Source organism: Eggerthella sp. BIOML-A4 (assembly GCF_009875575.1).
GTDB classification, from domain to species: Bacteria; Actinomycetota; Coriobacteriia; order Coriobacteriales; family Eggerthellaceae; genus Eggerthella; species Eggerthella lenta.
Map to the genome: position 1 here is coordinate 362,179 of NZ_WWRX01000001.1, position 12,184 is coordinate 374,362.

The 12,184-nt window shown below is 50.6% G+C and carries 12 protein-coding genes; all 12 read right to left on the bottom strand.

Annotated features, from left to right (window positions below; genetic code table 11):
* Positions 1-30 precede the first annotated feature (30 nt).
* The 12 genes from pseI to GT613_RS01695 all read right to left on the bottom strand — a co-directional run bounded on the left by pseI (position 31) and on the right by GT613_RS01695 (position 12,096).
* Complete coding sequence (gene pseI / locus GT613_RS01640) at positions 31-1,068, bottom strand: pseudaminic acid synthase (protein ID WP_015761168.1); 1,038 nt, start codon at positions 1,066-1,068, stop codon at positions 31-33.
* Positions 1,055-1,762, bottom strand: a complete 708-nt coding sequence (gene pseF / locus GT613_RS01645; RefSeq protein ID WP_015761167.1) for a pseudaminic acid cytidylyltransferase — start codon at positions 1,760-1,762, stop codon at positions 1,055-1,057. Before pseF ends, pseI begins: the two co-directional genes overlap by 14 nt.
* Entirely contained in the window at positions 1,755-2,432 is a 678-nt protein-coding gene (locus GT613_RS01650) for a transferase (RefSeq protein WP_015761166.1), read from the bottom strand. Before GT613_RS01650 ends, pseF begins: the two co-directional genes overlap by 8 nt.
* Positions 2,423-3,634 carry a UDP-4-amino-4,6-dideoxy-N-acetyl-beta-L-altrosamine transaminase gene (gene pseC / locus GT613_RS01655; RefSeq protein WP_015761165.1) on the bottom strand — a complete coding sequence of 404 codons (1,212 nt, stop codon included), beginning with the start codon at positions 3,632-3,634 and terminating at the stop codon, positions 2,423-2,425. The genes GT613_RS01650 and pseC overlap by 10 nt, the downstream gene beginning before the upstream one ends.
* Before the next feature lie 10 nt (positions 3,635-3,644).
* On the bottom strand, positions 3,645-4,667 hold the full coding sequence (pseB, locus tag GT613_RS01660) for a UDP-N-acetylglucosamine 4,6-dehydratase (inverting) (RefSeq protein ID WP_015761164.1): 1,023 nt from the start codon (positions 4,665-4,667) through the stop codon (positions 3,645-3,647).
* Positions 4,668-4,700: 33 nt separating this feature from the next.
* Positions 4,701-5,534, bottom strand: a complete 834-nt coding sequence (locus GT613_RS01665) for a phosphorylcholine transferase LicD (protein ID WP_015761163.1) — start codon at positions 5,532-5,534, stop codon at positions 4,701-4,703.
* 8 nt (positions 5,535-5,542) lie between these two features.
* Entirely contained in the window at positions 5,543-6,838 is a 1,296-nt protein-coding gene (locus tag GT613_RS01670; protein WP_015761162.1) for an oligosaccharide flippase family protein, read from the bottom strand.
* Positions 6,839-6,848: 10 nt separating this feature from the next.
* Positions 6,849-8,039 carry a glycosyltransferase gene (locus GT613_RS01675; protein WP_015761161.1) on the bottom strand — a complete coding sequence of 397 codons (1,191 nt, stop codon included), beginning with the start codon at positions 8,037-8,039 and terminating at the stop codon, positions 6,849-6,851.
* Between the two features lie 51 nt (positions 8,040-8,090).
* Complete coding sequence (locus GT613_RS01680; RefSeq protein WP_041691656.1) at positions 8,091-9,080, bottom strand: EpsG family protein; 990 nt, start codon at positions 9,078-9,080, stop codon at positions 8,091-8,093.
* 163 nt (positions 9,081-9,243) lie between these two features.
* Positions 9,244-10,401 carry a hypothetical protein gene (locus GT613_RS01685; RefSeq protein WP_015761159.1) on the bottom strand — a complete coding sequence of 386 codons (1,158 nt, stop codon included), beginning with the start codon at positions 10,399-10,401 and terminating at the stop codon, positions 9,244-9,246.
* On the bottom strand, positions 10,398-11,204 hold the full coding sequence (locus GT613_RS01690) for a glycosyltransferase (protein ID WP_041691748.1): 807 nt from the start codon (positions 11,202-11,204) through the stop codon (positions 10,398-10,400). Before GT613_RS01690 ends, GT613_RS01685 begins: the two co-directional genes overlap by 4 nt.
* A gap of 184 nt (positions 11,205-11,388) precedes the next feature.
* Positions 11,389-12,096, bottom strand: a complete 708-nt coding sequence (locus GT613_RS01695) for a sugar transferase (RefSeq protein ID WP_161172481.1) — start codon at positions 12,094-12,096, stop codon at positions 11,389-11,391.
* Between the last annotated feature and the right edge of the window lie 88 nt (positions 12,097-12,184).

Here is a 12,184-nt window from a genome sequence, read left to right on the forward strand (position 1 = left end):
CGTCAATAGCCCAACAGCGCCGATCAGCTGCTATATATCCAGATCGTCTTCTGTGATCGGAGAACCGAAGTCGATGTCGCGCTTGGAAATGCGTCCGAGAAGCTTGTCGAGGTGCTTTGGCGCAATTCCGTACCCAGGTCTGATGCTTCTAACATTATCCTTTGTGAATGGTTCTCCCTTCGAAATGGAGTCGACCGCGTATAGGGAGCGCCTTCCAGTAAGATTTCTTAGTTCCTTATCGGATCGCTCATATGTAGCGCGCCCAATTGCAGCTTTAGCAAGACGGACGTCTCTAACCATGCCAGCAAACTCGTGTGGCTCCATAGAAAAATCCGAGTCGACCGTTCTCTCCTTGCGAGAGAGACAGAAATGCTTTTCAATCACACAAGCTCCTAGAGCTGCTGCCGCAATGTCAACCGTCCAGCCCATGGAATGATCGGAGAGCCCCACATCGCACCCAAATCGAGCCTTCATGTCTGGAATAGTTGCAATATTCATATCTTCATAATCCGCCGGATACTCGCTAGTGCACTTCAAAAGCACGATCTGATCGTTATTGACGGACTTGCAAGCTTCAACGGCTTCGCAGATCTCCTCCGCAGTACCCATGCCGCAGGAGATGATCATGGGTTTACCTTTAGATGCCGCATAGAGAATCAAAGGAATATCTACAAGCTCCGGAGAAGCAATTTTGTACATCTCAACACCGAGCGTATCTAGAAAGTCGATTGCGCTGGGATCGAACACTGAAGAGAGAAAATCCATTCCAAGTTTCTCGCACTCCTCCTTGATAGCAGCCTGCCATTCCCAAGGAGTATGAGCTTCATTGTAAAGATCGTACAGCGTTCGTCCCTCCCAAAGCCCTCCCGCCATAGTTTGAAAATCGCCGGCATTGCAGTCGATGGTAATAGTATCAGCAGTGAAAGTTTGAATTTTCAAGCAGTCCGCACCTGCATTGGCTGCCGCCCGGACTATTTCTATCGCATTGTCAAGCTTTCCTCCGTGGTTGCCGGACATCTCGGCGATGAAGTAAATATCTTTATTCTTTATTGAGTCAAGCAATTTCATTTTCGCTCCCCCGAATCATCGTCAAAAATTTCTGCTCTGCCAATTCCCAATCTTCTAATACGTCAATGTCCTGGACAAGTTTGCTTTCGATATAAATCGCCTTTGTCCTTTCCGTGACGAATCCTTGGCTTTTCTCAAAAGCCTCGACGGTCGCAAAGTAGAAGCGTCCGCAATCATGAACCATATCGGGGAGATCCTGGCTTCGGCTAAGGGCGTATTCCGGAAATGCATACTGAAGCCTCCCATTTTCGTCAAATCTGAAACCGCGTAAAGGAGGGAAATCGAATGAGGTCACAGGTATTACCGATGTTGCCCCCATGTCAATCATCCTCATGGCCGCACACAACTCGTCAGGATTCACAAATGGAGCAGCAGGGTACAGGCAGCATAGCGTGTCGAAAACCCTTCCACGTCTCGCGTACTCGCAGAGCACTTCAAGCAGCGCATCCGTAGTTGTCGCATAGTCGTCGCTCGCAGAAGCGCTTCGCATAAACGGCACACTCGCTCCATAAGCGCGCGATACGTCGGCAATCTCTTCGTCATCCGTGGACACCATGACTTCGTCGAACAGGTCGCTCTCGAGCGCAGCTTTGATCGAATAGGCGATGATGGGCCTTCCGCAGAATTCTTTGATGTTCTTGCGGGGTATTCTCTTGGATCCACCCCGTGCCGTTATGATCGCGACTTTACTCATAGGAGAACACCTGCTCCGCATACTTCCTCACATAATCCAGCTTATTCTCTTTGATCACCAGATCCGGGCTTTGCCCGAAAACGAGAGAACCGCCAGGGATGTCCGTATCCTTCACGTAGGCGTTTGCGCCGATGATCACGTTGTCGCCGATTTCGCAATCGCCGATGACCTTGCTGTTCGAAAACATGAAAACCGATTGGCCAAACCGAGGATAGATGCCCCGGTTGTTCCCGACCGTGCATCCTTGAGAGAACGTGAAGTAGTCCGAGTAGCTCGCGCGCCCCATGACGGATCCGAATGGATGGTCGAACATGAAGATGTCGGGCATCGCCACCTGATAGTATAGATCGACGGAGCTCATGGCCTTGTTGAGCGCGTATAGCTTATCGCATACTGACGACACCCCTTCTTCGACGAATATGCAGCGAGCCAGTTCGTACAAGAATCGAGACCACTGGCACCCCTGAAGGGGGTCGAACTTGGTCGCACTCGCTTCACTGTAATACTTATTTCTGGTCTTAGAAAAAGAGCGTTGGCACCGTGCCAGCGCTCTGCCGAACTCCCCGTCTATGGCAGCCTCTTCGATCTTGCTTATGAAGAAGAGGGAGTTCAATTGCTTAAGGAGCATCGCCTTAGCCCCGGCTTCCGATCCGACGATGTTCACAGGCATCGCCCGCTCTCAGCCTTGCACCATTCGACCACTTTCCGCACGGCTTCGACGACATTACAGGCATCCTCGTCGCTCAGCCCACAGTGCAGAGGAAGCGTTATCGCCTCCTCGTAGTAGCGGTTGGCTTCGGAGCAGCACTCCTGATCATAACCGAGGCCCGCATAATACGGAAGTCGGTAGACGGGCAAGTAATGCACGTTCACTCCTATGTTCTCGGCGTGCAACGCATCGTACACGAATCGCCTGTCCGATCCGAGAGCCTCTAAATCGAAGCGCAGCACGTAGAGATGGCGCGTGGTGTCCTTAGGAGTAAAATCGTGCTGGGATGACACCTCGGGGATCTCGGCGAATTTCCGGTCGTAGTACGCCACCAGATCTCGTCGACGACGTGAGAACTCAGGGAGGCGTTTCAGCTGGGAAGCGCCGAGTGCCGCCTCGATGTCGCTAATCCGGTAGTTGTAGCCGAGTTCGAGCTGCTCGTAGTACCAACCGCCGACGTCTGCGCGGCCCATGAGCGATGGGTCGCGGGTTATGCCGTGCTTCGCGAACAGGCTGATGCGCCGGGCGAGCTTCGGATCGTTCGTCGCAACCGCTCCCCCCTCCCCGGTGGTGACGGTCTTCACGGGATGAAAGCTGAAAGTGGTCATGTCGGCGATTGACCCGACCGGCTTTCCGTTATATGCGGTGCCTATGGAGTGCGCAGCATCCTCGATGAACAGGAGGTCGAATTCGTCGCATATCTTGCGTATCTCATCGGAGTCCACGTGCACGCCTCCGAAGTCGACCGCAATGACGGCCTTCGTTTTCTCGTTGATTCGCTCACGGATGGACTCGGGAGAAACATTCCAAGTTCTCGAATCTATGTCAGCGAACACAGGGGTGCCACCGCAGTAAAGCACGCAGTTAGCCGAAGCGGCGAACGTAATCGGGGACACGACGACCTCGTCGCCAGGGCCGATCCCTGCAGCGAGGCATGCGACATGCAGCGCAGCAGTGCCGTTGGCGACTGCGGTGACATAGCTCGCACCGACGGTTTCCCCAATGATGCCCTCGAAGCGTTCAGTGGCGGGTCCGCAGGTCAAAAAGTCGCTTCCGAGCACGTCCACGACCGCAGCTACATCGTCTTCGTCGATCGACTGGCGACCGTAACCCAACAGTCTTTCGCTTGCAGGGGTGCCGCCATGTATGGCCAGCTTCTCCATCCCGCCCCTCCTAGTACTTGATTTCCATGTTCGACAGAAGCTCCCTAAGCTGCTCGACCGTGAGCCATTCGGTGTTGGTCCCGGAGTCGTACACAAAGCCGGGCTCGACCTTCTTTCCTCCCTTGAGATCCGTTATGGAAAGATCGCACCACTCCATATGCGGGTAGATGACGAAGTGCCGTTCGTACTCGTAGGTGGTCAGGCTGTCGGCCTCTGGCACCATGCACTCGTGCAGCTTCTCGCCCTCGCGGATGCCGACCTCCACCTGGCCGAGGTCGGGGGCCATGGCCGTCGCGAGGTCGGTCACCCTGAACGACGGAATCTTCGAGATGTAGGTCTCGCCGCCCTCCGACTCCTCGAGCGCCTTGACGACGAGCCGGATGCCCTCGTCGAGCGAGATCCAGAAGCGCGTCATGCGCATGTCGGTGATGGGCAGCTCGGTCGCGCCCGACTTGGCGAGGTTGTCGAAGAACGGGATGACCGATCCGCGCGATCCGGCGACGTTGCCGTAGCGGACCACTGAGAAGACGGTGCCGGACTGGCCGCGATACGCGTTCGCGGCGATGAACAGCTTGTCGGACACGAGCTTGGTGCCGCCGTAGAGGTTCACGGGGTTCACGGCTTTGTCGGTGGAGAGCGCCACCACCTTCCGCACGTCCGAGTCCAGCGCTGCGCTGATGATGCCCATGGCCCCGTCGATGTTCGTCTTTACGGCTTCCATAGGGTTGTACTCGCACGCCGGAACCTGCTTGAGGGCTGCAGCATGGACGACGTAGTCGACATCCTTGAACGCACGGCGCAGCCTAGCCTCGTCGCGCACATCGCCGATGAAGAACCGCAGCTTGGAGTCGTAATCGACTCCTGCCTCTTTGCCGAGTGCAATGAATTTATTGCGCATGACGAACTGCTTGTACTCATCGCGCGAATAGATGATCACCTTCTTCGGATCGTAGTTCTCCAGCACGTAGCGGGTGAATGCGTTGCCGAAAGATCCGGTCCCTCCGGTGATTAGGATTGTCTTGTTGTTCAACATAATGCGCCCCTTCTTAGACTTGCTTTCAGAGTTCTATCGTTGTTTCTCTACTTGACTTAGCGCAACTTTGTAGGCTTTTAGCCCGTGACCCGATCTTTGAGAGGGCGCGGGAGGAGTCATGTAATCCCCATATAGACACTCGAGGATAGGATCCCAGTTCCCCGGTATGGGAAAATCGCGCCCCTCGAACTTACCTTTCGAGATAGCAGTTTCGAAATCCGACTTTTCCATAATCTCTATAAGCCCTGGGGTGGGAAATGCGTACATTCCCACCGTGGTCGAATCTTCGTAAGGATAAGCACTCCAGAGCGACTGCATCTTTTCGTAACTTCGCGTCCGCCATCGCCTGCCTCCTCGTAAAGCGATATACGCTCGCTTCGCTATCTTTCTGAATGCTGATTTTTCGAAACCGATACCAACATCGCTTTTCGCAATGTCGTTTTTTATTTTCAGCGCCTCTCGGTAAAGATGCTCGACAGAAGACGGATCGTCCGGCAGTCCATCCAACGGAAATATGTCTATGAATAAGTTCTGCTTCCCGCAGCTGTTCCAAAAAGGGTCGTCGATCTCAACATCCGCTCTTGTCAATTTTGCGTATGGAAACAAGAATCTTCCATTAAGGTGGCTCTTGAGGCATACGTCGACCTCTCCGACGTACGGAATGCTCAGCATGCGTTCGAAATCCGGCCGGGGCATCCATAAATCAATATCATCATCCCACGGTATGAAGCCTTGGTGCCGGATCGATCCGAGCAACGTACCGTATGCAAGCGAATATCGAAGGTTATTCTTCCTCGCGAATAAATCGAAATCGCAAAGAAGCTCCACTAATGAATTCTTTAACTCGTTCGAAGTCATCATTTCCATGTTGTTAATCAATCCTCTCCAGCACTCTTGCAAGCTGCGGACATCCTTACCATGTCCCCTCTTTTCACGTATGCGATCCCCACCCGTGAGCAACACAGCAGCGCCTCGGTTAGACAGCGGACAACGGCCATTGTTGCAAGGGTTCCATAGCCGCTAAGCCCCACGGCAGTTATGGCAAATACGCTCAATATGCCCGAAGCGATCGTCGTGTATGTAACGTGCTTCGTAAAACCGAAGGCGCCCAGCAAGGGCCATCCGAAAACCAAAGAGAAGAAAGAGAGCCAAATGACAGGAGCCATCATGGAGATCAGATAAGAACCATGCGCATACCCTTCCCCTCCCAAAATGCGCATGAGGAGCTCAGAAAACACTACGACTAAAACCGACAGTGTTGTAGCTCCAATTAAGCCAGCATGTACCACCCTTTTGAACAGCAAGAGCCTTTTTCTGGCAACCATATAGGCATACAAGCTGTTGTAAATTGGAGAGTACAGCGCTTGAATCGTGGATACCACAGTCATGGACAGGCTCCATAAGGCAACGTCTGCAGGATTCTTAAAGAAAATGCCTATTGCCATGGTGGTGTAACTGTTGAACAGCGTCGATGAAAAATTTGAAACAAAATAAGCGGCTGATTCCTTCAATTCTTGTACGCCCGCTCCTATGCATGGAAAAGAAATCCGCACACCCGTGATTCGCTTTAAACCAAAATAGGTTTGGATTAAAGCTATTACAGAAGTACCAACATCGATCAAAGGCACGAGTAGCAAATCGGATTCAGAATGGACGAGCGCAAAAGTCAGAATAAGGCCAATTCCCTTGGACACGACGTATCGAGAGGTAAGAATCCCCATTGTTTCATAGCCCATAAAAACAAAATCCGGCAGAAGACTGTTTAAGGAAATAGCAACATACGATATAGCAACATAGAGCTTATTTTCGTTAAGCAAAGGAATCGCAAGTGTCAAAATACAAAGGAAAACACCTGCCAGCATGATCAGAATAACCTTCGCCTCAAGTACCGCTCCGGTTATCAGACCCGCTTGTCTTTTGTCTTCCCTGTTTTCAGCAATTTTTTTTGTTGCTGATTGCATAAAGCCAAACTCCAGAATAACGCTCATCAATGTCATGGCAGATAGAACATATGAGCGAATTCCATAACCATCCAAAGACAAGACGCGAGCCAGGTATGGCAGCGTTAGCAAAGGGATAATGTACTTCGCCAGCTGTAAACCGTACTGCGACAATAGATTCGTCAGGAACAGTTTTGTTCCCGACGAAGAATCATTGTTTTTTCCTGTCATCGACCCTATCCTACGTATTAGGTTGGCGATGAGGCTCGATGAGACCCTTGATCAAGCCTGCATATTCATCGCACATGGATTCTGTTCGATAGTGCTTTTGAAACAATTCCAAAGAAGCTTCTCCTGAAATCTCTCCCCTGGAAAAGCTATCGAGAAATGTATTTATTCCTGCAACAATATCTGCAGGACTGCATCCGGAAACAAGTACGCCGTTTCCCTTAATCAGCTCGGAACAACCGCCTACATCCGTCAGCACCAGAGGCAAAGAGCATGACATCGCCTCGAGGGCGACAGTTGGCAACCCCTCGTCATAGCTAGTCGAAATAAAAGCATCCGCTTGCGACAGATAGCTTGCGACATCGTTAGAAGGCCCGACAAATTCGACACAATCAGAAAGACTATATTTTTCAACCAGCTTTTCACAAAATGGCAAATCGGGGCCGCCTCCAACAACAATGAACCTAATTGGCTTGATGATCTCTTTCGATCTGGCTATTTCAAGCAAGACCCTTTGATTTTTTCTAGTGCATACTGTCCCGACAGACACAAACGTAAAAACATCGTTATGATTTACCTCTCTTGGTTCATCGATGTCTTCCAATGGCTCTATGCCTAAATGAACATGAACTGCTTTTTCACTTGCTTCCGGATGGATTTCAATGAACCGCTCTCTGTTCTTTTTGCCAACGAAAACAATCTTGTCGCTGCTTTCAATTATTTTAGCCTCGAGAGATGCAAGCCACTTGCGATCAACATGCGGATAGGCTTCCAATAGCATTTTCCCAAACTCGCCATTGTTGTGCATTATCTGGATCTTCGCACCCGTGTAATCCGGGTGTTGTTGGATAAACACATCGTGCGTCCAAACGTCATTGAAAATGACGGCTTCCGGAGCATCTTCCAAGCATGCAAACATTTCAACTGCGTGTCTGGCGCGAAAATATGCAGATCTTTTTAGAGCCATCATTGTGCCAGGTTTGGTGTTTCCGAGAATCTGCTTAGCGCCTCTTTTTATTCTGCCACCAATGCTCTCCTGATGCATCTGAGCATTGGTGAAATTAACCTGCCCATGGCATAAGTCAAGCAAACCAACCTCAAGAGTCTGAAAATAGGCTTTCTTTTTGAAAAGACGATCCATGTATCCAGCCGCCCCATTGGGTGCAAAAGGATTATCCGCCATCACAAGTGCAACTTTATACATTGTCCTGTTCCGATATCATTAGAGTTAAACGTAATATGACTTGTCCTGGATTCACAGGATGCTCATGGCGTACGACGTAACCCCATGGCTAGTCGAGAACGCTATGAAATAGTAAGCTCCCAGAAGCGCTAGCGAGCCGACTAGAAAGATGGGTTTTCTGTTAGCAGGTAGTCCCGCCCAAACTGCAGGATAGGCCAGAATGATAGCAAGCGCCGGATCGTAATACACCCTATGCAAGAATTCAGCTTCATAACCCAATGCTCTTAGGGGCATGGTGGCCAAAAGGGACAGCGTAAGCATCCACTTGATATCGTCTGGAAAAACCTTGCGAAAGAAAAGCGGGAAGATGCACGGAGCGATATCGAGAACGAATCTCAAACCGGTGTTTTCCGCTCCTTGCGCCCGGTCATAGAACCTACCCGAAAAATACATCGAGTATGCTCCCTCTCCGAACAGTTTGGAGAGTTGCGAGAAAAGAGCATCTGGGTAGAGTGTGGCAACCAGAATGCAGACGAGCATGATCGCTTTAAGAACGGGTTTCTTTTTGCCCTTAAGCCTGAAAAAATAAAAAGCATATCCGATAAAACTTGTCGAATGGAAAAAGCCTGCAATTGTGGTGAGCAGAAAAAACTGCGCGTCGTTATGACTTCTCAATTTTGCGATGGCATAAAAGAGAATCGACATACTGAAAACTTGTTTAAATTGATCCATGCCGATTAAAGCAAAATACAAATAATAAACCATCAAAGCAAATGGGATGGAAATCAAATCGCTCCACTTTTCAATGGCGGCGAACATGATGAACAGAGTAATAAAACTTACGCTGAAAAGATAAGCCGACTCATTTCCAACGAAAACACTATTCGCAACATGGGCGAAGAGAATCGATAGGGGATCGTGCTGATTTTCTAGAAGATAGTCCAGAGAAAATGGGCCCGAAAACAAAAGATACGTCATTGCTTCCGTGTCGTATCCGACGTTCAAGCCCCTCAGGCCAATTAGTACGGCAGGAGAAAGAACGACGACCGTGCGAAAAACCATGCGGACAAATTTGTTTTCCAGTTCCCCCTTATCCTTTGAATTTTGGTAAAGGCCTGCGAGCAAAACCGAAAAGATGAATACACAGAGATACAATAACAAAGTCAGCAAAACACATGCACCAATCTAAAGATCACTGCCCTCAAAATGGAATTATGCAATGGATCTAACAGCAGAAGAGCTGCCTTATTTTCTCATTCTCGTGCTTTTCGAGTTCTGTTCGTAGTCGGCTCTGCCTGGCGCAAGGAGGAGCAGCGTAGGCCTTTGAGCACATATCTAGAATCAATCTCATCTCTTCCTTCGACTTCACATAATCGAACCCCCAATATTTTTTACAAATGGACAGCTGCTGTTCCGTGATTGCTTCTTCGCAGCTTGAAAAGGCGTCTCTTACCACCTCTTGCTCGAAAAGCTCACCTTGCGCTTTTGCCGTATCTTTTTCGCTATGTAAAACGATGTCGTATTCATACCATTGCTTGAAGGAATAATGGGGCTTTCCCATATAGACGCAGTACCCAACGTGGGTTCCTATGCTGTTTGACATAGTGAAATCAGCAAGCTTGATTAAGGTTCTTTGCCGTTCTAGAAAATGACAATCCTCTCTATATCCGCATGTCACAACAACAAAGCCCGCGTCTTCGAAAATAGCAGCATCCCCGTTTAGTATATCTTGGTAATACAACATCACAAGGATAGTCTGCGCGTTGATAGCATTTTTAACACGCCGGATTTCGTTTATGAAATCCTTGTAGTCATACGATACCGTTCCTCCTCTAACTGAATGGCTGGGAATCGCTAGGATGGTTTTTCCAAGCCGATCCCGAATTGCCTCAATGCTCTTGTTGTCCAGATAATCTTTCGAATATGCGATATAAGGCCCAACGATGCACACAGGAACCGAAGATGCTTTTCGGATCTGCTCAAGTCGATACGGGCTAAGCGTAAACAGCGCGGGCAATTCGCTCTTGTCAGTCTCGCTCTGATTCACGTATTCCCCAAAATGAACTCCATGCTCTATGCATGCTTTAGGCGAGTCGACAACTCCACAATAATTGCGAAGCACCCTCCCCAAACCGTACAGAGCGTTACCACGGTATACTTCCGATGAAAAATCTATTCTGCATTTCATTGCAGTACGCCAAGACATCAAGCTCTTGATATCGTTTGCGGCTTTTTTTCGCATTGCGTTATGAGCCGCAATCTTAAGTTGGTAGTATCGAACAACAAGCAGCTTTCTCGTCGCTTCGCTTCCTATCAGCGCTCTTGAGAGTCGGTTCACTCCATTTCGCGTACGAACGAGTGCGTTATTGATTGCCCTTTTCATTTTACCTCTGCGCGCAAGAACGTTTTGTAAGCGAATGCCCTTAGCCGATTCGGCAACAAGCAAACAATAGCGTGGGGGATAATTGAAGTGGTGTATTCAAAGGCGTTGATATCCCTTCTTTTTAAGCACGTTGTTCGAAAATAGACCATTTTTTTCAAGTAGCTAGGGTCACCGCGTCTTTGAAAAAAGCTCCTGTCGACACCCACGAAAACAAGAGGTTCGGCAATGTTTTGAAACTTTGCCCCGGCGCTAACCATGCGCATATAAAGATCGTAATCCTCGAACAGGGGCATCTCTTGATAGCCTCCCGATTGAAGAACTACGCTTTTCTTATACAGCAACGTCGGATGGCGAAACGGGCATCTTCTTTTTCCGAAGCGAAGTATATCCTCATGGTTGCTAGGCAGGTCGACGAGCGACACCTGATTGTCCAACGATCCCTCGAATTCGATTACGTTTGTGCCGACGCAGTCGATAGAGGGGTCGTTGCGCATCACGGCCAGTTCTTGTTCAATGCGATCTGGGCAAGAATAGTCATCGGAGTCCATTCGGGCTACCAATTCATTAGAGCACTCTCCGAGACCCATGCGCAATGCGTACCAAAGTCCTTGGTTGCTTGGGTAGCCCACGATTTTCATCACGTTCGGATGCTTCAAAGCATAATCGGCAAGCAGTTTGTCCAGAGCTGGCGGCAAACCACCGTCCTTCACTATTACGATTTCAGAAGGGGGAACCGTCTGTCCAAGCATGCAATCTATGCTTCTACTCAGTTCCGAAGCTTTGGTTTTTTCATAGATGCTCATGAGAAACGAATATGAACCATTGTCGCACGACACTTAAGATCTCCTACTTGAATGCGAAGACGCTATTGCGAAAACGCGCATAGCATCTGCCCCGTAACACCATTCGACCGTCGTTCGAACACCTTTTCCGGCCCGAAGACTGAGCAATGCATCAACTTTTGCCGCTCGTCCGCAACAACCCATCTCAGCACGCGCCTTTGCCATCGAGCATCGTCACAACCGTCTTCGCTATCACCTTGAGGTCCACCAGAAACGACCTCTCCTCGATGTAGGCGAGGTCCATGGCCACCATGTCGTCGAAGGTCGTGTCGCTGCGGCCCCTCACCTGCCAGTAGCCGGTGAGGCCGGGCTTGACGGACAGGCGGCGCATGGCGCGCTCGTCGTACTGGGCCACCTCGGAGGGGAGCGGCGGGCGCGGGCCCACGCAGGAGAGCTGGCCCATGAGGCAGTTCAGGAACTGCGGGAGCTCGTCTATGGAGTGCTTGCGGATGAACTTGCCGATCCTCGTCACGCGAGGGTCGTCCTTGATCTTGAACAGCGGGCCGTCGGCCTCGTTGAGTTCCTGGAGCTCCGCCAGGCGCTCGTCGGCGTCCTTGTGCATGGAGCGGAACTTGTACATGTCGAAGGTGCGGACCTCGCCGCTCCTCCCGATGCGCCCGACGCGCTTCTGGGAGTAGATGGGGCAGCCCGGGGACTCCAGGCGGATGGCGATGCAGAGGACGATCGAAGGGACGAGGAGCACGGCTATCGCGCACGCGCTGAACGCGATGTCGAAGACTCTCTTCACGAAGCGGTACCCCAGTCGCCCTTCCGCCGGCGCGGGGACGGGCACGGGGCCCTCGGCCTCCGACACCAGCTCGGGCGCCAGGAACGCCACGTCGGAGGCGGCCATCGGCTCGGCATCGTAAATTGAATTCTCGTAGGTAAAAACTTCACCTCCAGTCTTGCATAAATCATGTAAATGCGGATTCCGAACCGTG